Below are 21,194 nucleotides of genomic sequence, written 5' to 3' on the forward strand. Positions count from 1 at the left end.
TCGGTTTCCTTCGGGGCAACATCAGGGGGTGTCTGGGCGCCCCGCCCTCACAGCGCATTGCGCGGGGCGGGCCGGGGGCCAGGGTCAGTATTTCAGGGCCTGGTCGGGGCGCAGCTGCTGGCCCACGGCCAGCATGTCCTGGCGGGCCTGGGCAAACATCTCGCGGGCCTGGGCAAACTTTTGCTGGTTGTCGGCACGGGCTTGCTCCACCACGCCCACCAGCTGCGCGGTGTCGGCCACGATGGCCTGCAGCTGCTGCGCCTGGGCCAGGCGGTTGTCGCCCGGCGCGTTGGCGGCCTTGGTCACCACGTCTTTCATCAGCGCCGAGCGCACACCGGCCAGGTTCTGGTCCAGCGCGGCGCCTTGGTCGGCCAACTGCTGCACCGACTGGGTGACCAGCGCGCCGTGCAGGGTGAGCAGCGTCATCTTGATGCTGGCAAAGCGGCTCGATGCGGTGGTGGTGGTTTCTTGCAGCGTGGCAATGGCGGCGTTTTGCAGTTGACGGATCACCAGCTGGTCGGCAGGCAGGCGGCTGAGCGTGCCTTCGAGCGCCAGCGCGCGCGATTCCAGCGCCTGCAGCTTGTCCTTGAGTTCGGTGACGTGGGCCGTGTCCTGCGGGTTGCCGGGCTGGGCGCTCAACTCGGCCTGCGCCACCTGCTCCCGCGCACGCGCCAAAAACAGCGACAAGAAGGCCACCACCACGACAAAGTCGCTGTAGCGGTCACGGTACGACTCCTTGAGCTGCTCCAGCGCACGGATTTCGGTGTCGAGCTTGTGCTGCTCCTGGCGCAACTCGGCATCCATCTTTTGCACCACGTCGACCAGCGTCTTGGTCTTGCCCAGGGCGATGCGACGGGTTTCCTCCCACACGGCGGCCAGCGCCTTGGCCGCAGCCGCCTTGTTGAACAGGCCACCAATGCGCGAGAGCAAAGTGGGCTCGGGGTTCAGGATGCGCTGCGCCAATGCGGGCAGGTCTTCCTTGTCCACGGCCTCTTTGAGGCTGGCGATCAGCTTGAAGATTTTGGGGTCGTTGCCCTGGTCGATGCGCGAGAGAAAGCCATCGAGCGTGCGGTGCAGGGCCGTTTCCACGTCGCCGCCCAGGGTGACGACCTCGCGCGTGGGCAGGGTCAGAAAGTCCACCTGCGACAGGTTTTGCTGCACCAGCTGCTGTTGATCGGCGTGGAGCGTGACGGGAAAGTGCGCAGGCAACGCCACAGGAGCGGCCGAAACCGCAGCCACGGACAGCGCCTCCTGAGCGGGGGGTTGCGTCACGACGGCGTTGCCGCCAATCACAGTAGCGGTCAGTGGATTGCGGGTCATGGGCGTCTCTGGGAGTTCATCGGCAGCGGCCGAGTTTAATGGCGAACCCATGGCGCTGCGGCGGGCGCCAGGGCTGCTTCAAAGGGGCGGCGCGGGTCCCGCTCAATACATCCCTTGCGGGCACTTGGCCTTTTGGGCGGGCTTGATCTCCACAGGCTGCCAACGGTCATCCAAGGCCCACGCACTGGCCCGCTTGCGGGTCATTTGGTTGCCTTTGCCCAGGCTGCTCACGTTGATGGCCACCACCTTGTTGAACTTGCCAAAGCTGCAATCGACCTCAAACTCCAGCCCCTCCTTGGCAGAGACCACAGGCAGGGGAACCTCCACCAGTTTCAGCGGGGACTTGGCCATTTCAGCGGGGGGCAAGCGGTCATAGTCGCTCGTCACATCCACCACAAAGCCCGCCCGGGAAAACCGTTCCAGGCCATTGCCTGCGGTGCTGCCTGCGGTCGACTGGGCCCAAAAGCCCGCGCTCTTGCCCGCCACGGTGTCAGACGACAGGTTGGACCATTGCTGGCGCAGTTCTTTGCGCGATGGCAAGGGCCCACCGGAGGGCTGCGGGGCGGAAAGGGGCACGGGCGCAGCGGACGGCGCGGCAGCCGCTGGTGCGGGTGCCGCCTTGGCCACAGGCATGGGGGCCGCTTCGCCCTTGAATTGGTACTTGCCGTCAAACGGCACATCGCCCCAGGCACTGGCACAGGTCTCGACATGCAGCTGCATGCCACCTGCCGCGCGCTTCAAGGTCATGCTGCACCGTCCTTCGCTGAAGCTCCAGCCGCCAGGCGCGTCGGACAAACGGCCTTCGCCAGCACCACTGCGCAACTGGCCCGGCTTGCCGATCTCCGAGACCTCCAGCGTGAACTTGCCATTGGGCTTGACGGTCAACACGCGCTCGAACCGGCTGTCGCTGGCGTCGTACACCCCGGCCTTGGGGTAGGGGCTGTAGTCGGCAGACAGCGCGGGGGCCGCCAGGCTCAGCAGCGCGGCTGCGGTAAACAGGCAACGTGCAGCACGGGGGAAGGTGGGTGATTTCATGCAAGCCAGACGAGAAGAAGGGGACAAGGAAGGGGGAACCGGCACCCATCGCTCGGCAGACCGAGGCTGCACAGGGCGCACGATCTTATCGAGCCCCCCTGCTCAGGAAAGCGCCACAAAGCGCCATCCACACACCTCCCAACAATCCTTACACCTTGCAACCATCCGCGCCACGAGTGCAGAAACTGGGGCCAGTTGGACGCGCTGCGCCGAAGAGGCCTCCAAGCGATCGCCAGGCCGCTGCGGCGCCGTGCAGCCTCAAGCCCCAACCACCCCCAGCCACCGCAGCAGGTAACTGCCCGCAATGCCCGCAAACACCGTGGCGCCCAGCCAGTGGTTGATGCGAAACGCCTTGAAGCAGCCCTCGCGGGTGCGCGTGCGGATCAGAGTGAAGTGCCAAACGGCCTGGGCCAGTGCCGCAGAAAGTGCTATATAAAAAATAGCGCCTAGCGCATAAGGAGCAAGCGCTACAGCCCAAATTCCTATGAAAAGCAGATAAAACAGCACGATGCCTGCCACATCAAAACGCCCCAGGGTGATGGCCGAGGTCTTGATGCCGATCTTGAGGTCGTCGTCGCGGTCCACCATGGCGTATTCGGTGTCGTAGGCCAGCACCCAGAACATATTGCCCAGCCACATCCACCACGCCACGGCGGGCACGCTGCCCTGCACCGCAGCGAAGGCGATGACGATGCCAAAGTTGAACGCAATGCCCAGCACCGCCTGCGGCATGGAGATAAGGCGCTTGGTGAACGGGTAGGCAATGGCCACCAGCACGGCAGGCACGGACCAGAGGATGGCGGCGGTGTTGGTGGTGAGCACCAGGCCAAACGACACGAGGGCCAGCACAGCGCCCAAACCCAGCGCCTCTTTCACCGACACGGCGCCCGTGGTCACGGGCCGCTGCGCCGTGCGCTTGACGTGTTTGTCAAAGTCGCGGTCGGCCACGTCGTTCACGCAGCAGCCCGCGCTGCGCATGAGGAAGGTGCCCAGCACAAACACCACCAGCAGATGCCAGCCGGGGAAACCATCGGCCGCAATCCACAGCGCAGACAGCGTGGGCCACAGGCACACCAGCCAGCCGGCGGGGCGGTCCCAGCGGATAAGGTCGAGATAAAGCGAAAAGCGGCTGCGGGGGACGGTGGTGGCGGCGGTCATGGGGCGGGATTTTCCCAGATGCAGGCCCGGCATCGGCCCGGCAAGAAAAACGCCCGGGGCCTTGCGGCCGCCGGGCGTTCGGTTCACAGCGCAGCGGCTGGCTTAGAGCGGGTAACAAAACCCAGCGCAGCGGTTCTGGCTAGGCGCCGCGTCGCAGGCAGTACAAGTAGTACGACAAGACGCGGCAACGACGCCAGAAGGGTTTTGTTAGCCGCTCTTACTCTTCGAGCAGCGAGCGCAGCATCCACGCCGTCTGTTCGTGCACCGTCAGGCGCTGCGTCAGCAGGTCCGCCGTGGGCTCGTCGCTGGCTTTGTCGGCCAGAGGGAACAGGCTACGCGCAGTGCGGGCCACGGCCTCGTGGCCTTCGACCAGCACACGCACCATGTCCAGCGCCTTGGGCGGCTTGGCGGGGGCGTCGGGCACCGTGGCCAGCTTGCCAAACTCGGCGTACGAGCCCGGCGCCACATGGCCCAGCGAGCGGATGCGCTCGGCAATCGGGTCCACCGCGTTCCACAGCTCGGTGTACTGCGCCATGAACATGGTGTGCAGCGTGTTGAACATGGGGCCCGTCACGTTCCAGTGGAAGTTGTGGGTGGTGAGGTACAGGGTGTAGGTGTCGGCCAGCAGGCGCGACAGGCCCTGGGCGATGGCAGCGCGATCCTTGTCGCTGATGCCGATGTTGATGCTGGGGGCAGAGGTCTTGCCGGGTGCGGCTTTGCCAGGAGCTTTGGCCATGGGGGTCCTTCCGTGCTGAAACATGAAACGCCCCGCGCTGGCTGGCCCGTGTGAGCGCTGCGCGCGGAGTCCTCAGCCACTGTAGCGCAAGCCACCGGCATCGCCTGTCAGCCGATGCCGATGTCTTGCACCTGGATCAAGAACCGGGGCCCAGAAAACACACGGGAGGCCCCCACCCGCAGGCTCACTGCATCTGCGGCAGGTTGCCGATGCGCACCAGCATTTCGGTGAACATCTGCATGTCCGCGTCCAGGTCCACCACTTCCTTGAACTCCTTGGCGTTGTGGGCCGTGTACTTCTTGCCGGGCATGGCGGGGCCAAAGTTGATGGCGTTGGGCATCAGCTTGGCCGTGGTGCTGCCAGCCGTTGGCACAGGCTGCGCGGGCAGGCCGGTGGTGTCGCCAAAGGTGTTGAGCAGCGTGGCCAGCCAGGCGCCCTTGGGGTCGCGGGCCATCCAGTTGCCTTGGTTGTGGTCCACCTCGACCGCCACACCGGCCTGGGTGCCCCAGGCCTTGATGCGTTCGGTGGTGGCCTTGGCCAGGGCTTCGGGCGTGTTGCCACGGGGCATGCGCACGTTCACCAGCACATCGACCTTGCCGTCTTTCTCACGGATCAGGTTGGGCGACATGGTCAGCGGGCCCATGAAGTCGTCGCTGTAGGCCAGGCCGATGGTGCGGCCCAGGTAGTCCACGCCATACAGGTCCGCGATGTAACGCACGGCCTGGGCATAGCCATTGGCGGCCACCGCCACCCCCGATTGCTGCAGGAACAGCGCCAGACGCGGCAGCGGGTTCACGCCTTCTTCAGGGCGCGAGCCGTGGGCCGAGACGCCCGTGACCTTGACCAGCACGTCTGCGCCTTCACGCGTCACATCGATGCTGAACTTGCCGCCCTGGCCGGTGTATTTGCCGACAAAGGCGTCCTTGCCAGCACTGAGCTGGCGGGCGGTGGCATCGGCGTTGCCGCCACGCAGGCGGGCCGTGGCCGTCTGGGGCACGGCGTTGGCCGATGCGGCGCCCGCCATGGCCACGATGGTGGGCTGGTTGCCTGCGGTAGCGCCCAGGGCAAAGGTGGTGCGCAGCGCGCCCGAGCCCTTTTCTGCCACCACGGCGGGGTACTTGCTGTCGAGCACGATGTTGTACTCAGGCAGCGTGGTCTTGGTGCGGTAGTACTTCATCGCGTCGCCACCGGTTTCTTCGGTGGTTTCGATCATGAGGCGGATGGTGCGGGCCAGCGGCAGGCCGCTTTCTTTCACCGCCTTCATGGCATACAGCACGGTGGCGATGGAGCCCTTGTCGTCAATAGAGCCCCGGCCGTACAGGTTGCCGCCCACGCGGGTCAGCTTGAAGGGGTCAAGCTTGGTGCCGTCGTCCAGCACCCATTCGTCGGCCACCACGGGCACCACGTCGGCGTGGGTCAGGATGCCGAACTCTTCGGGGCCGCTGCCGGGCAGCTTCACTTCAAAGATGCGGTTGTCCACGTTGCGGTATTGCAGGCCAAACTCTTTGGCCATGCCTTCCACCAGGGTGCCGAAGGCAATGATGTGCGGGTCTTCGTGCGGCGGCACCTTGTCGGATCGCACCGTGGGAATGGCCACCATCTTGGCGGTGGCGTCGATCACGGCGGTCTGGTTCTTCAGGCGGTTGTACAGGCCCAGCAGGCGGCTGATGTTGACGAGGTCATCGCCCTGCAACGCGGCCTTGCTGTTGTAGGCCGCCACGGCGGGGGCCAGCTCGGGCTGCATTTGCGCCGACAACGCCAGGAACTGGCTAAAGCTGCCGGACGCGGCGGTGGCCGACATGGCGGCGGGCGCTGCGGCAATGCGGTCCATCTCGGCTTTTTTGAGGGGGCCGCTGGCCTGGGGCACAGTGGAACAGGCGGACAGGGCAGCCACCAGCGTGGCGGTGAGCCAAAGCTTCTTCATGAGAACCTCTCTCTTCTTGGAGTCATAAGCCGCCGTTGCCATGTGGTCGGCAACGTTGCGGGTCAGGGGAATGCAAACACAATGCAAACGCCGGGCACGCGGTGCCAGCGCGGCGCGAGTGTAGCCCCGCCCAGTGACGGAGCGGGGGTAACAAAAAGTTTCATCCATCGACCACCGCGACGGGCCAGCAGGCCCCCCATCCCGCGCCAGCCAGCGTCAGGACAGGCGCGTCACACCCGGCAGTTCGCAAGCGTAAATGGCGTTGCGCAGCGAGGCAATGGCCTCATAGCGCGTGAAACTGCGCCGCCAGGCCAGCACCACGCGCCGCACGGGTGGCGGGCCGCCGTCTTTCTCCTGAATGGGCAGGTAGCGGATGTAGCTCTCGTCGCTCTTGCGCCGGCGCGACACGGTGAGCAGCGCATCGCGCGGCACCGACAGGCGCGGCACCAGCGTCACGCCCATGCCGGCAGCCACCATGTGCTTGATGGTCTCCAGTGATGAGCCTTCAAACGACTTGCGGATGCCCTCGGCATTGCTCGCAAAGCGCGCAAACTCGGGGCACACCTCCAGCACATGGTCCCGGAAGCAGTGCCCCGCCCCCAGCAGCAACATGGTTTCGTTCTTGAGTTCGGCCGCCGTGACCGACTTCTTGGCCGCCAAGGGGTGCGTGCTGGGCACCGCCGCCATGAAGGGCTCGTCATACAGCGGCGCCATGGCCAGGCCGGTGTCGGGGAAGGGCTCGGCCAGGATGGCGCAGTCGATCTCGCCCGTGCGCAGCATCTCCAGCAGCTTGACGGTGAAGTTCTCCTGCAGCATCAGCGGCATCTGCGGCGTGCGGGTGATGGACTGGCGCACCAGCTCGGGCAGCAGATAGGGTCCGATGGTGTAGATAACCCCCAGCGTGAGCGGACCGGCCAGCGGGTCCTTGCCGCGCTTGGCGATTTCCTTGATGGCCGCTGCCTGTTCCAGCACGCTTTGCGCCTGGCGAACAATGTCTTCGCCCAGCGGCGTCACCGTGACTTCGCCCGCGCTGCGCTCGAACAACTTCACATCCAGCTCTTCTTCCAGCTTCTTGATGGCCACCGAGAGCGTGGGTTGCGACACATAGCAGGCATCGGCCGCATGGCCAAAGTGCTTCTCGCGGGCCACCGCAACGATGTACTTGAGTTCGGTGAGTGTCATAGCGGCGCTCCTGAACCGTCATTGTGCAACGCCACGCGGCGCGCCACCCAGGGTACGACGAACGCCCGGTGCAGGGAAACACCCGTGAGCAGGACGAACACAGCCACCAACACCACCGGCAGCGGTGTGGCGAAGCTGCTGTTCGCCAGCGCATCGTCAAAGATCAGGCTGCGCAGCGCCTGCAGGGCCGCCAGCAACAATGTCCCCCAAGCCAGCGCCAGCACAAGGTGCGGCGCATGTGCGGGCAGGTCCCGGGCCGGGGCACGGTGGTGCTGCCAGGCTGCCAGCAGCAGGTGCAGCCCCACCACCGCGGCGGCGCACAACAGCGCGGCCCACCAGAACGTGGCCACACCCGACGCGAACAACGCGTGCACGCGCCTCCAGTGCAGAAGGGGCGACGCCGCCGCGATAGCCGCATGCACCATGGTGAGCGCGACAAGCAGCGCGGTGGCCAGCCATGCGCCGAGCAGCCCCGCGCAGTCCCAGGTCGGCACGGGACGCACCGGCAGACCCGCACCGCGCGCCAGCGCCAGCACCGCCTGCAAGGCACGCCCGGCATCCTGCCCAGGCTGCGCAAACCCGCTGACGGGGATGAAGTACGACTCTATCGATACAGCGCGGTACAGACGCAGCCCCGTCACATCTACGCTCACGGCCTTGAACCAACTCCAGCGCGAGCGCGCCTCGTGGCGCAGCGTGCCGTCGGGCGCCGTTAAGCGATAGACGAGGTCGTCGGCCGCAAACTCCCAGCGCGTGGCGTCGCCCACAAAGCCGTACTGGCGCTCCGTGGCTTTGAGCATCACGTGGTAAGTCTGCCCCACCCCCAGCGCCAGCAGCACCACGGCCAGCCCCAGCGCAGGCACATGCGCCAGGAAAGGGTCCGTGCCGTAGAGGCTGCCCAACAGCCCCCAGGGCGAAAACACCAGCGCGCAGCTCAGTCCAATCCACAGCGGCCCCATGAAGCGTGCCCAGGCAGGTCGGTCGAAAAGGGCCATGCGCACGGCACGGTCGCGGTAGGTACCGTCGCGCCCCCAGGCGGCCACTGCGGGCTGCACGATGTCAGAAGCAGGAAGGGTATCGGGCTGCGGCATGGGCATGGGTGCGTCAATCAGGCCTTGAGATAGTCCGATTTTCCCCCCAACCAGCGCGCCACATGTTTGGCGGCCAATTCCGGGTAACGATCCAGCATCTGGGGGGCCAGCTCGCGCGCCCATTCCAGCAGATGGGTATCGGTCGCCAGGTCGGCAAACCGCAGCAGCGCATCGCCTGATTGGCGGGCGCCCAGAAACTCGCCGGGGCCCCGGATCTCCAGATCGCGCCGGGCGATTTCGAAGCCGTCGTTGGTCTCGGCCATGGCGCGCAGGCGTTCCTTGGCGGTTTCGCCCACGCGGCCGCTGTCGTTGGTGGCGTACAGCAGTACGCAGGCCGAGGCCGCCGCGCCGCGCCCCACGCGGCCGCGCAGCTGGTGCAATTGCGAGAGGCCAAAACGCTCGGCATGTTCAATGACCATGAGCGAGGCGTTGGGCACGTCCACGCCCACTTCAATCACCGTGGTGCTGACCAGCACGCCCATCTGGCCGCTGGTGAAGAGCGCCATCACGGCCTTCTTTTCGGCGGTGGGCATGCGCGAGTGCAGCAGACCAACCATACAACCCGGCAAGGCCTCGCTCAGGTCGGCGTGTGTGGCGGTGGCGTTGGACAAGTCCAGCGCCTCGCTCTCTTCAATCAACGGGCACACCCAGTACACCTGCCGCCCGGCCTCCACCTGCGCGCCGATGCGTTCGATCACCTCGTCCTTGCGGCTGTCGGCAATGAGCTTGGTCACGATGGGCGTGCGGCCTGGCGGCAGCTCGTCGATCACCGACACATCCAGGTCGGCGTAGTAGCTCATAGCCAAGGTACGCGGGATGGGCGTGGCGCTCATCATGAGCATGTGCGGCTCCATGCCGTGGGCCGCCAGCTTTTGCCGCAAGGCCAGCCGCTGCGCCACGCCAAAGCGATGTTGCTCGTCGATGATGGCCAGCGCCAGGTTCTTGAACTGCACCTGCTCCTGGATCACGGCGTGCGTGCCCACCACCAACGCGGCTTCGCCGCTGGCCACCAGCGCCAGCATGGCGGTGCGGTCCTTTTTCTTTTGCCCGCCCACCAGCCAGGCCACCTTGCGGCCGCGCGCGGCCAGCAGCGGCTCCAGCCAGCCGATCATCTTGGCGAAGTGCTGCTCGGCCAGGATTTCGGTGGGCGCCATCAGCGCGCACTGCCAGCCCGCGTCCATGGCCAGGCAAGCGGCCAGGGCCGACACCACGGTTTTGCCCGATCCCACATCGCCCTGCAGCAGGCGGTGCATGGGCACGCGGCGGGCCAGGTCGGCCGCAATCTCTTCGCCCACGCGGCGCTGGGCCGCAGTCAAATCGAACGGCAGCACGGCCATGAGCTGCTCGTGCAGGGGCAACGCGCCCTCCTGGCCCATCTGCGGGCGCAGCACCGGAGCGCGCAGGCGGTCACGCTCACGGCGCGACTGGTATTGGGACAGCTGCTGGGCCAGCAGCTCCTCGGCCTTCAGGCGCTGCCAGGCGGGGTGGCTGTGGTCTTCGAGTGTGGACAGCGCCACATCGGGCGTGGGGTGGTGCAAAAAGATGAGCGCCTCGCGCAAGCTCCACGAGCCTTGGCGGCCATTTTGATGCCTAAAAACAGCAAAAGGCGGCTCTACCCCCGGCGGCAGGGTGTCCGACAAATCCACCCGCGCCAGCGCATTCACCACCGCACGGCGCAGATAGGGCTGCGCCAAACCGGCCGTGGTGGGGTACACGGGAGTGAGCGCGGCGGGCAGCTCGCCACCCGCCTGGCGAAACGCCGGGTGCAGCATCTGCCGCCCCCAAAACCCGCCCTTGACCTCGCCTCGAATGCGCAAGCGCGCGCCCACCGCCAGGGTCTTCTGGTGCGAAGGGTAAAAACTGAAAAAGCGCAGCTCGCAAGTGCCCGTGGCGTCTTCCACCTGCACCAGCAATTGGCGGCGCGGGCGCAGTTGCACCTCGCTGGCGGTCACGGTGGCTTCGATCTGCACGGTTTGCCCATCGCGCGCGCTGCCCAGGGGGGTGATGCGGGTCTCGTCCTCGTAGCGCAGCGGCAGGTGCAGGGCCAGGTCGATGTCGCGCCGAAGACCCAGCTTCTGCATGGCTTTTTGGGCAGCACTCTGGGCTGCCGGGGCGGTGGCCCTGGGGGCTGCGGGCATTTTCTTCAAAGGGGGTGGCAATTGGCGATGGCGTTGTCTGACAAAAAGGCTAACATGGTTACTGTTTGTTCTCCGTGTTTCCGGCAGTCTGCGATCTGGATAGTTGTCATGCTCAAGCGAATCAGTATTCAACATCTCACCCTGGGCATGTACCTGCACGAATTTTGTGGGTCCTGGATGGATCACCCCTTCTGGCGTGCCAAATTCGTGCTGAAAGACCCCAAGGATCTGGCACGCATCCAGTCAACGGCCATTGACGAGGTATGGATCGATACGTCCAAAGGGCTGGACGTGGCCGCTGGCGTGACCTCGGTGTCGCGCGAAGAGGCGGATCTGCAGATCGACTCGGAGTTTGCGCTGCTGGAGGACATGCCGGCCATCGTCATGGCCCCCCCTCCCCCACCGCCACCACCGCCCGTGCCCCCACGGGGTCGCCTGCCCGCGACGATGCAAAACGAGCTTCGGGTGGCCGCCTCGATTTGCAGTGAATCCAAGCGCGCGGTGGTGTCGATGTTCAATGAAGCACGCCTGGGCAAAGCGGTGGACTCGGCCAGTGCGCAGAACCTGGTGGAAGAAATCTCCGACTCTGTCACCCGCAACCCGGGTGCACTGATCAGCCTGGCGCGCCTGAAAACGGCGGACGACTACACCTACATGCACTCGGTGGCCGTGTGCGCAATGATGGTGGCGCTGGCCAAGCAAGTGGGGCTGAGCGAGGAACACACCCGCAGTGCGGGCATGGCAGGCCTGCTGCACGACCTGGGCAAGGCCGCCATCCCGCTGGCGGTGCTGAACAAGCCGGGCAAGCTCACCGACGACGAATTTGAGGTGATCAAAAGCCACCCCGTCGAGGGCTACAACATGCTCAAGGAGGGGGGCAGTGTTGAAGACTCTGTGCTGGACGCCTGCCTGCACCACCATGAAAAAATCGACGGATCGGGCTACCCCGACAAGCTCAAGGGCGACGAAATCACCCTGATTGCCCGCATGACGGCGATTTGCGACGTGTACGACGCCATCACCTCCGATCGCCCCTACAAGCGCGGCTGGGACCCCTCTGAATCGCTGCGCCGCATGGCCGAATGGACCAAGGGCCACTTTGACCCGCGCCTGTTCCAGGCTTTCGTCAAAAGCATCGGCATCTACCCCGTAGGCTCTCTGGTGCGGCTGACGTCCGGGCGCATTGGGGTGGTGATGGAGCAGGGCGAGAAATCGCTCACCTCGCCCCGCGTCAAGGTGTTTTTCTCCACCAAGTCGGACCTGCGCATCCCGCCCGAGGTGGTGGACCTGGCAGAGCCCGGCTGCAATGAAAAAGTGGTGGCCCGGGAAGATCCGGACAAATGGCGCTTTCCGGACCTCAACGAGCTGTGGTCCGGAATGCCCGAGCGCCCCTGGTAAGGCAACGCAGGGGCGGCCCGAGGCGCCCCTCGGATTCCCAGCCGCTCCACGGCTTGCCCCACAGCCCGCAATGACCCATTTTTTGACGCTCACGCTCAACCCGGCGCTGGACATTGCCACCCGCACCGAGCAAGTGCAAGCCACCCACAAGCTGCGCTGCGCAGGCGTGCAACGCTACCCCGGTGGCGGTGGCATCAATGTGGCCCGGGTGCTGCAACGTCTGGGCGCCCCAGTGCAAGCCTGGGCCCTGGCAGGCGGCCCTGCGGGCGCCCAGCTGCAGCAGCTGCTGGCGCGCGAAGGCGTGCCAACCCTGGTGCACCCAATCAGCGGCGACACCCGCGAAAACCTGTCGGTGCTGGAGACCTGCACCGGGCGCGAATTCCGTTTTGTGCTGCCGGGCCCCACGGTAGGGCCCGCAGACTGGCAGGCAGGCCTGGAGTTGCTGCGCACACCCCCACCGATCACTCTGTCTGCAGCACCCCACTGGGTCATCGCCAGCGGCAGCCTGCCGCCGGGCGTGCCCGATAACTTTTACGCCCAGGCCGCCCTCCTGGCCAAGGCCCAGGGCAGGCACGTGGTGCTGGACACCTCGGGCCCGCCCCTGGCCGCCGCCCTGCAGGCGGGCGTCACCCTCGTCAAGCCCAGCCTGCGCGAGCTGCGCGAATTGCTGCAGCAGCCCCTGGCCAGCCTGCCAGAGCAAAGCCAGGCAGCGCAGTCGCTGGTGTTGCGCGGCGCAGCCGACATGGTGGCGCTATCGATGGGCGAGGACGGCGCCCTGCTGGCCACCCGCCACGGTGTGTGGCAGGCCCCGGCGCTGAATGTGCCCGCCGCCACCGGGACAACGGGCGCGGGCGATTGCTTTTTGGCCGCCCTGGTCTGGGCGCTGGCGCAGGGTGAGGCGCCCCCCGACGCCTTGCGCTGGGGTGTGGCCGCAGGGTCTGCGGCTTTGCTGGCACCCGGTACGGCATTGGCCCAGCGCGAAGAGATTCTCCGGCTGCTTGCTACAGTCCCTGCGCCGCAAGCCGTGGCCAGCCCTGGCTGACTGCAGGCCGCCGTTGCCGTGCGCCCCCCGTGGGACAATAGCGCCCCCGTTTTGACGGCTACGTTTCTCCCGTCTTTTCCTCTTCCTTCTTGGCACGGGCCCGTTCGGCCCTCAAGCACATGACAGACATCACGCCCGCAGCCCCCGGCGCCCCTCGCGCCTACACCCTCAGCGACTTCGACTTCTCGCTGCCCCCCGAACTGATTGCCCAGCACCCCGCCTCCGAACGCAGCGCCTCGCGCCTGCTGGACGGCCGGGCCATGCAGCCGGTGGACCGCATCTTCCGCGACCTGCCCAGCCAACTGCGCGAGGGCGACCTGCTGGTGTTCAACGACACCCGCGTGGTCAAAGCGCGCATCTTTGGCGAGAAAGCCAGCGGCGGCAAGCTGGAGCTGCTGATTGAACGCGTGTTGCCCGCCGAGGCCGGAAACCAGGGGAATGAAGTCGTAGCCCACATGAAGGTCAGCAAAAAGCCCCTGCCCGGTAGCCTGGTGCACATGGCGGGTGGCCGCAAGGGCGGGGGTTTTGACGCACTGCTGCTCGGCCGCTGGCCCACCGAGGACGGCCCGCTGTTCCGCTTTGCGCTGCTGGGCCCCGCAGGCGAATCGCCCTGGGAGCTGATGGACCGCCACGGCCACCTGCCGCTGCCGCCCTACATCGAGCGCCACCAGAACACCGACCACGACCCAGACGAAGCCGAAGACAGCCAGCGCTACCAGACCGTGTTTGCGCGCGCCCCCGGCGCCGTGGCCGCACCCACCGCCGCGCTGCACTTTGACGAAGGCGTGCTGGCCGATCTGGCCGCACGCGGCATTGAACGCGCGAGTGTCACGCTGCACGTGGGCGCAGGCACCTTCCAGCCCTGCAAGACCGAAAACCTGGCCGAGCACCAGATGCACAGCGAGTGGTACGAAGTGCCCCTGGCCACACTGGCAGCGCTCGAGCGCTGCCGCCAGCGCGGCGGGCGCGTGGTGGCGGTGGGCACCACCACGGTGCGCACGCTCGAATCCTGGGCGCGCACCGGCCTAGCGACGGGCGACACGAATATTTTCATCACCCCGGGCTTCAGCTTCCAGGTGGTGGATGTGCTCATCACCAACTTCCACCTGCCCAAAAGCACGCTGATGATGCTGGTAAGCGCCTTTGCGGGCTACGCCCATGTGATGGGCCTGTACCGCCATGCCATCGCCCAGGGCTACCGCTTTTTCAGCTACGGCGACGCCATGCTGCTGGAGCGCAGCGCCCAGGCCTCCAAAGAGGCACCCCAAGTCCCTCCAACGGCCCGCTGAGCCGCCCATACAGCCCCGCAAACTCGGCAAAACTGCACAGAGTGTGGGTTTGCCGACACAGCGCCGGTGCGTGGCTGGCGTACCGGCCACCTACACTCGGCCACCTACACTCGGCCAGCCCTGCACACGGGTGGCCAGCCCCCCCGCACACAGGCGATCGGGCCACCCCGTGCGGGAGCCTGATTGCCTTATCCACAGGCATGCCCACTCAAGGCATGCTTCACCTCTCTCGGACCAGCCCTCATGAACTCTTTGGTTTCGCGCTTTGCGGTCATCCCCTGCACTTTGTCTGTTGCACTGATTCTGGGCGGCTGCGCATCTGCCCCAGCCCAACAGGCACCCGCCGCTTCGCCTGAAAACTCTGCGGCCAGTACAGCCTCATCCGCTTCATCGGGCAGCCAGACCGCCACTGAAGTCGGCAAGGCCATCACCTCGCCCCTGGGGGATCTGAACCTGGTCAAAGCCGACATCCCGGCCGTGCTGGCCGCTGCACGGCAAGCCCCCTACGCCGCCCCTGCCGACCGCAGCTGCACAGCACTGGCCGAACACATCCAGGCACTGGACACCGTGCTGGGCGCCGACCTGGACACCCCGTCCACCGACCGCAACCCCAGCCTGATCGAACGTGGCGCAGGCGCCGCCAAGAAGGGCGCGATCGGTGCCGTCAAAGGTGCCGCAGAAGGCATCGTGCCCATGCGCAGCTGGGTGCGCAAACTCACCGGGGCAGAGAAGTACGCCCGAGAGGTCGAAGCCTCCATCACCGCAGGCACCATCCGCCGCAGCTACCTCAAAGGCCTGGGCCAGGCCGCAGGCTGTGAAGCGCCAGCGGCACCACGGGCACCGGTGGCGGAGTAAACCCAAGGCACCGGACTCGGTGCGATCGTCCAACTCTGTGAAACAGGCCAAAGGCAGGCATCGCGGCGAAATCAGCCCTGGGTCTGCCCCGGCCATGTGCCTGCCCCCTATGGCGCATTCACAACACTTGCAGCCTGCCCATGGGGTTTGGGCCATACGCTTTTAGAATCCTACCCCAGCCCACTCAGAAACAAAGCCCGTCCAAGATTGGATGGAGTCAGGCTGTGTCCTGCTTGGCTTGCCGAGCGAGCCACCCACCGCCTGCATTGGCTGCGCAAGCGAAGCTGTCCGAGCAACCCAGGGTTCCTTTGGTGGTTGCCCCCTCTACCCTTTGAGCTGATCTATGCCCCGCAAGCATCGCCCATCCCGACTTCCCTTGCTCTTGCTGTCTCTGATCGCACCATTCTGTGTTCAGCCCGCGCAGGCCCAAGGCTCCGTCACCCTCCAACCCGATGGCAGCTTGCTGTACTCCGGTGATGCTGCACGCTTCTCCATTGGCTACTCCAAAGGCGGCAAGTTCCAGGGAGAGCTTTCAGGCGTGCTGCACGAACAGGCCAACAGCGCCTGGCTGGGCGAAGGCTGGGTGGCCCAGTCTTCTGGTGGCCTCAAGCTCAGCTACCACCAGCTGCAGGGTGCAACGGTACACAAATACTTTCTGGCCCATGACCAGAACCCCACCCGGGATCGCAAGATCACCTTGGGCTATGGCCGTGAAGAAAGCGACTGGTTTGGCAACCTGAATTTGAGCCGGGCCATCACAGGACGCCGCCTCATGGGCACGACGTCCAGCACAACGACATTGGACGAAACTGGGGTCGCTGACGGTCGCCCCTATATCGACACCATTACCCGTACCCAAAGCACGCGGTTCTACGAAAAAGCCTACGACTACGGCGTTGGCGTGCGGGCTGGTCGCACATTTGACAACCGCCAAGTCCGCGTCACTGCCGGGTACGACTACGAATGGGGCCGCAGCAATGCCCACCAGCACACGGTATCGCTGATGGCTGAAAAGGCGTTTGTGGGAACACCCCACAGCGTCGCACTGCAGGTGGACCGCATCTTCAAGAGCGGCGACCTGGACACCACCCGCAATGAAACCCGTGCGATGGTGGTGTACCGCTATGCCCTGGGGGGCAACAACAGCCAACCAGAGCGTCTGTTCCGCGTCACCCCCGTTGACACACCTGCCGCAGCGCCCTCTACAGAGCCAGCGATGGCCCAGCACCAGGCACCGCAAGAGCCTGTCAAACAGTGGGTGAAAACCAAGGCCAATATGACGGCCGAGGCGTTCTTCGCATTCAACAGCGCGCGCCTGACCCCTTCGGCCAAGGCAGAGCTGGACCGCGTGGCCCAGCAACTCAAAACCCAAGGGCACGAAGGCAACGTACTCATCATTGGCCACACCTGCGACCTGGGCAGCGACGCCGCCAACGACAAGCTGTCCCTGCAGCGTGCCACTGCGGTGCGTGACTACCTGGTTGCCGCCGGCGCATTTGGCGCGACCGAGTCCCTGGCAGAAGGCCGAGGCAAGCGCGACCCCAAGTACCCCGCAGAGCCAGCCACCCGCGAGAAGAACCGCCGCGTGGAATTGGAGTTCTACAGCTTTGTGGACGAAGAGCAAGAGGTGGCCCCTGCACCCGCCCCTGCGTCCACGACAACCGCTGCAGTCGCCCCTCAGCCCCCTGCCGTCACCTACGAGCGCGAACTGGTGGACCAACCCCCGGCCTGGGTTCGTCAAGCCCTGCGCACACCAGCGCTGCACAAACGCACGGTGGATGTGTATCGCACCAAAGAAGAAACGCAGACGGAAAATCGAAGCCGTACATGGGTCAACCGAGCGCCTACGGCCACCGATGACAGCTATCAGGTGGCACAAGGCTCCACCACCACCCTTCCCATCTTGGCGAATGACACAGACCCGGACCAGGGAGACACCTTGACGCTGGTCTCTGTGGGACAACCAGCGCAGGGCCGTGTGCGCATCGAAGGCTCGCAGGTTGTCTACATAGCACCGAGCAATTACGCAGGAGCTGACAAGTTCACTTACTCCATCCGCGACCAGCAAGGACTGACATCGACTGCTCAGGTCGTGGTTCAAGTCACGGGCAACGCGTCCAACCGTGCGCCAGTTGCCGTAGGAGATACCTACTGGGTCAGTGGAACGACCGCCGTCATGCTCTCTGTGCTGGCCAACGATACGGACCCGGATGGCGATACCCTTTCGATCGTTGGAGTGACGCAGCCTGACAACCTGTCGGGTACCGTGCAAATCATGGGATCGCAGATTCTCTTCACGCCCAAGGCCCCGTTCTACGCAGACACCTTCACCTATACCATCAGCGATGGCAAAGGCGGAAAATCCACCGCCATGGTGCACCTGCTGGACCCTTGAGGTGCAGAGCATGGCCTAGCGGCTGTGCCCCTCTCAAAAGCAAAGGGCGCTCTAGGCGCCCTTTGCTTTTGGGGGTTACCTCGCGAGGAGCCATGTCAGCGCCAGAGCCATCCAGCGCTCCCACGGAAGGTCAGAAAGCAGCAGCTACCCATGCTATGCGCAAAAGTCACTCCCGATGCCGCTCCCGAAACTCACGCGCCTGCCCAAAATGTCCGTTGCCGATGAATGGCACCGGGGGCCGCAAGGCAGACAGCGGCGAGGGGTGGTTGGAGGTGAGTACCAAATGGCCGCGATCCTGCGGAATGAAGGCGCGCTTGGACTGGGCGTGTGCGCCCCACAGCATGAAGACGACGGGGCGATCGCCCTCGGCCACATGGCGGATCACCGCGTCGGTCAGTAGCTCCCAGCCTTTGCCAGAGTGGCTGGCGGCCTGGCCCTCCTCCACCGTCAGGCAGGTGTTGAGCAGCAGCACGCCGCTTTGCGCCCACTTCACCAGGCTGCCGCCGGGGTTGGGAAACGGCGGGAAGGGCACCCCCAGGTCGCGCTGCATTTCCTTGAAGATGTTTTGCAGCGAGGGCGGCAGGCGCACCCCAGAGGCGACAGAGAATGCAAGCCCCTCGGCCTGGCCGCGCCCGTGGTACGGGTCCTGCCCCAGGATGACCACACGCACGGCCTCGGGCGGGGTCAGCTCCAGCGCCCGCAGAGGGCGCGGAGGGAAGATGGCCGCACCCGCCTCGATGCGGCCTTGCAGGTAAGCCAAGAGCTTTTGCCCCACGGCGCCGCCAAAGAACCCGTCCACCAGCGGCTGCCAACCTGCAGCCACAGGCCATTGCACAGGGTTGGCGGTCTGCAATTGGGTGGCAGCAAAGTCCTCAGATGCGGTATTCATGGTCAAAAATGCCTCTAAGGCTTGTTTAACAAGCGCAAGCAGCTATCAAATAAATAGCAATTATTGAAACAGCTTGGCCAGCGCCAGGCCCGGGTCGTCGGCCCGCATGAAGGCCTCGCCCACCAGGAAGGCGTGCACGCCCGCATCGCGCATGGTTTTCACGTCCTGAGGCTTGAGGATGCCGGACTCGGTGACCAGCAGGCGGTCTTGCGGTACGTCTTTCATCATGCCCAAGGTCGTGTCCAGCGTGACCTCGAACGTGCGCAGGTTGCGGTTGTTGATGCCCACGAGCGGGGTCTTGAGCTTGAGCGCACGCTCCAGCTCGGGGCGGTCGTGCACTTCCACCAGCACCGCCATGTCCAGGCTGCGGGCGATGGCTTCAAAGTCGGCCATCTGGGCGTCGTCCAGGCAGGCGGCGATCAGCAGGATGGCGTCGGCGCCCATGGCGCGCGATTCGTAGATCTGGTACGCTTCCACCATGAAGTCCTTGCGCAGCACAGGGAGCGTGGTGCTGGCGCGGGCCTGCTTCAGGTAATCGGGCTGGCCCTGGAAAAACTGGCGGTCGGTCAGCACCGACAGGCAGGCCGCACTCACCTTGCCATCGCCTTCCATGTAGCTTTGGGCAATGTCGGCGGGCTCGAAATCGGCACGCAGCACGCCCTTGCTGGGGCTGGCCTTCTTGACCTCGGCAATCACGGCCGCCTGGCCCTTGGCGATCTTGGCGCGCAGCGCACCTTCAAAGTCGCGCGTGAGCACGCGGCTCTCGGCATCGGCGCGAATCACGTCAAACGGCAGGCGCTTTTTGGCGGCGGCCACTTCCTCATGTTTGACGGCAACGATTTTGTTCAGGATGTCGGACATGATTTCACTTTCAAAAATGGACGATCGGGCAGGTCATTAGGTGCGTACACGCTGCCGCCTCGTACGCCTCACGCAGGGTCTGGCTTGGCGCTGCGAGGCAAGCCCGGCAGCGGTGCGCCCGAGCGACGGATCTCCAGCCGCTGCGCGAGGCGGCTGACAAAACGGTCTAGTGTTGCCATCTCTTCGGGTTTGCCGGAGTTGGCATGGATCAGCGCCAAAGCAGCCACAGGCCCCCGGCGCGCATGGCGCAACTCCAATTGCCAAGCGGCATCTTCGCCGTCACCCCCCACGTAGCAGCCCAAGCTGTAGTCCGGCCCCAGGGTAATGGCAGAGTGACCGTGCAGTCCGACCGGGGTCAACGTGCGCTGCTCGAAATGGACCTCCCAACCCTGTTGCTTTTTGCGTTGGCGCTTTTGCACCAAGGCCCATGTGGCCCAAGTCGCCAAGGCGCCCAGCACCAGCATCCAAACAAGCCATCCCAGCCCGCCAAGGCGCAACGATACAACGATGGAAAAGAAGAGCCCAGCAACGGCGGCCCACGTATTGAGCACTTCCAACCAGAGCACCCAAGCCCCTCCACCCGCATGCTGCGGCAACCACAGGCGAGGCTGTTGTTCTACCGCTGCAGCTAGGCCATTGAGGCTATGCTGCCGTATCAAGGGCCGACGGGTAGCGCTCACGGTTGTGCCTTGTCCTCAGGGGGGTGGGCCACGCTGTCGCCCTCCGGCCCCTTCAGTACACGCACAAACACGCGGTGCAGCACCACCCCCACCGCAATGAACAGCGCGGAAACGCCCAGGGCAATCCACAGACCAGGGTCGTGCCACATGGCTGCTTAGCCCGCCAGCGCGTGCGTACGCGTGACCACCTGCTCCAGCTTGGCCAGCGCGGCGCCGGAGGCAATAGCAGCGCGTGCCTTGGCAATGCCAGCCTGGATGGAGTCGGCCACATTGGCGGCGTACAAGGCCACGCCTGCGTTCAGGCAGACGATGTCCTGCGCGGCGCCGGGCTCGCCCTTGAGCACACCGATCAGCATCTCGCGCGACTGCTCCGGCGTCTCGACCTTGAGGGCGCGGTTGCTCGACATGGCCAGGCCGAAGTCCTCGGGGTGGATCTCGTATTCGGTGATCTGGCCGTTCTTCAGCTCGCCCACCAAGGTGGCGGCGCCCAGGCTCACTTCGTCCATGCCGTCACGGCCGTAGACCACCAGCGCGTGCTCGGCGCCCAGGCGCTGCAGCGCGCGCACCTGGATACCGACGAGGTCGGGGTGGAACACGCCCATCAAGATGTTGGGCGCACCGGCCGGGTTGGTCAGCGGGCCCAGGATGTTGAAGATGGTGCGCACGCCCAATTCCTTGCGCACCGGGGCCACGTTCTTCATGGCGGGGTGGTGGTTGGGCGCGAACATGAAGCCGATGCCCACCTCAGCGATGCACTGGGCGATCTGCTCGGGCTTGAGGTTGATGTGGATGCCCAGGGCCTCCATCACATCGGCGCTGCCGCTTTTGCTGGACACCCCCCGCCCGCCATGTTTGCTGACCTTGGCGCCTGCGGCGGCGGCCACGAACATCGAGCAGGTGGAGATGTTGAAGGTGTTGGCCCCGTCGCCGCCCGTGCCCACGATGTCCACCATGTGGGTGGGGTCCTTGACGTGCACCTTGGTGCTGAACTCGCGCATCACCTGCGCGGCAGCGGTGATCTCGCCGATGGTTTCCTTCTTCACGCGCAGGCCGGTGATGATGGACGCGGTCATGACGGGCGAGAGTTCGCCGTTCATGATGAGCCGCATCAGGTGCAGCATCTCGTCGTGAAAGATTTCGCGGTGCTCGATCGTGCGTTGCAGCGCTTCCTGTGGGGTAATGGGCATGGAATGTCTCCTGG

General features: G+C 65.4%; 18 protein-coding genes. 5 read left to right on the plus strand and 13 right to left on the minus strand.

Annotated elements, in window-relative coordinates; genetic code table 11:
• Positions 1–84: 84 nt before the first annotated feature.
• The 8 genes from CLU86_RS15460 to recG all read right to left on the minus strand — a co-directional run bounded on the left by CLU86_RS15460 (position 85) and on the right by recG (position 10,584).
• Positions 85–1,320 carry a hypothetical protein gene (locus CLU86_RS15460; RefSeq protein WP_143226719.1) on the minus strand — a complete coding sequence of 412 codons (1,236 nt, stop codon included), beginning with the start codon at positions 1,318–1,320 and terminating at the stop codon, positions 85–87.
• Positions 1,321–1,422: 102 nt separating this feature from the next.
• Positions 1,423–2,355, minus strand: coding sequence for a hypothetical protein (locus tag CLU86_RS15465; protein WP_199175132.1), 933 nt, complete (start codon positions 2,353–2,355; stop codon positions 1,423–1,425).
• Positions 2,356–2,613: 258 nt separating this feature from the next.
• A complete protein-coding gene (gene ubiA, locus CLU86_RS15470; RefSeq protein WP_099743605.1) occupies positions 2,614–3,513 on the minus strand; it encodes a 4-hydroxybenzoate octaprenyltransferase in 900 nt (299 codons plus the stop codon).
• Between the two features lie 217 nt (positions 3,514–3,730).
• A complete protein-coding gene (locus CLU86_RS15475) occupies positions 3,731–4,249 on the minus strand; it encodes a Dps family protein (protein WP_056647935.1) in 519 nt (172 codons plus the stop codon).
• Between the two features lie 184 nt (positions 4,250–4,433).
• Positions 4,434–6,173: a dipeptidase gene (locus CLU86_RS15480; protein WP_099742229.1), complete on the minus strand. Its 1,740-nt coding sequence runs from the start codon at positions 6,171–6,173 to the stop codon at positions 4,434–4,436.
• 216 nt (positions 6,174–6,389) lie between these two features.
• Positions 6,390–7,355 carry a LysR substrate-binding domain-containing protein gene (locus CLU86_RS15485; RefSeq protein ID WP_099656901.1) on the minus strand — a complete coding sequence of 322 codons (966 nt, stop codon included), beginning with the start codon at positions 7,353–7,355 and terminating at the stop codon, positions 6,390–6,392.
• Positions 7,352–8,446 (minus strand): hypothetical protein, encoded by a 1,095-nt coding sequence (locus CLU86_RS15490; protein ID WP_233195043.1) that lies wholly within the window; start codon positions 8,444–8,446, stop codon positions 7,352–7,354. Before CLU86_RS15490 ends, CLU86_RS15485 begins: the two co-directional genes overlap by 4 nt.
• A 17-nt stretch (positions 8,447–8,463) precedes the next feature.
• Positions 8,464–10,584, minus strand: coding sequence for an ATP-dependent DNA helicase RecG (gene recG, locus CLU86_RS15495; protein WP_099743606.1), 2,121 nt, complete (start codon positions 10,582–10,584; stop codon positions 8,464–8,466).
• Between the two features lie 108 nt (positions 10,585–10,692).
• Between recG and CLU86_RS15500 the strand changes: the two genes are divergently transcribed.
• From CLU86_RS15500 to CLU86_RS15520, 5 genes are all read left to right on the plus strand, one after another.
• The gene (locus tag CLU86_RS15500; protein ID WP_099656905.1) at positions 10,693–11,982 is read left to right on the plus strand and encodes an HD-GYP domain-containing protein; all 1,290 of its coding nucleotides are present in this window, start codon (positions 10,693–10,695) and stop codon (positions 11,980–11,982) included.
• A 70-nt stretch (positions 11,983–12,052) separates the two neighbouring features.
• Entirely contained in the window at positions 12,053–13,024 is a 972-nt protein-coding gene (locus CLU86_RS15505; RefSeq protein WP_099742231.1) for a 1-phosphofructokinase family hexose kinase, read from the plus strand.
• A gap of 119 nt (positions 13,025–13,143) precedes the next feature.
• Positions 13,144–14,313: a tRNA preQ1(34) S-adenosylmethionine ribosyltransferase-isomerase QueA gene (queA, locus tag CLU86_RS15510; RefSeq protein ID WP_099742232.1), complete on the plus strand. Its 1,170-nt coding sequence runs from the start codon at positions 13,144–13,146 to the stop codon at positions 14,311–14,313.
• Between the two features lie 243 nt (positions 14,314–14,556).
• Positions 14,557–15,168: a hypothetical protein gene (locus CLU86_RS15515; RefSeq protein WP_233195048.1), complete on the plus strand. Its 612-nt coding sequence runs from the start codon at positions 14,557–14,559 to the stop codon at positions 15,166–15,168.
• 343 nt (positions 15,169–15,511) lie between these two features.
• Positions 15,512–17,563, plus strand: a complete 2,052-nt coding sequence (locus tag CLU86_RS15520) for an Ig-like domain-containing protein (protein WP_099742233.1) — start codon at positions 15,512–15,514, stop codon at positions 17,561–17,563.
• Between the two features lie 166 nt (positions 17,564–17,729).
• Here the strand turns inward: CLU86_RS15520 and CLU86_RS15525 are convergent, their stop codons facing one another.
• The 5 genes from CLU86_RS15525 to trpD form a co-directional block, all read right to left on the minus strand.
• Positions 17,730–18,452, minus strand: a complete 723-nt coding sequence (locus tag CLU86_RS15525) for a uracil-DNA glycosylase (protein WP_099742234.1) — start codon at positions 18,450–18,452, stop codon at positions 17,730–17,732.
• Between the two features lie 60 nt (positions 18,453–18,512).
• A complete protein-coding gene (trpC, locus tag CLU86_RS15530; RefSeq protein WP_099742235.1) occupies positions 18,513–19,313 on the minus strand; it encodes an indole-3-glycerol phosphate synthase TrpC in 801 nt (266 codons plus the stop codon).
• Positions 19,314–19,381: 68 nt separating this feature from the next.
• The gene (locus tag CLU86_RS22855; protein ID WP_158236338.1) at positions 19,382–19,993 is read right to left on the minus strand and encodes a hypothetical protein; all 612 of its coding nucleotides are present in this window, start codon (positions 19,991–19,993) and stop codon (positions 19,382–19,384) included.
• Complete coding sequence (locus CLU86_RS22930; RefSeq protein ID WP_199175133.1) at positions 19,990–20,142, minus strand: hypothetical protein; 153 nt, start codon at positions 20,140–20,142, stop codon at positions 19,990–19,992. The genes CLU86_RS22855 and CLU86_RS22930 overlap by 4 nt, the downstream gene beginning before the upstream one ends.
• A gap of 6 nt (positions 20,143–20,148) precedes the next feature.
• Positions 20,149–21,180 (minus strand): anthranilate phosphoribosyltransferase, encoded by a 1,032-nt coding sequence (trpD, locus tag CLU86_RS15540; protein ID WP_099742237.1) that lies wholly within the window; start codon positions 21,178–21,180, stop codon positions 20,149–20,151.
• Positions 21,181–21,194: the final 14 nt, after the last annotated feature.

Source organism: Acidovorax sp. 62 (genome assembly GCF_002754495.1).
Classification (GTDB): domain Bacteria; phylum Pseudomonadota; class Gammaproteobacteria; order Burkholderiales; family Burkholderiaceae_C; genus Acidovorax.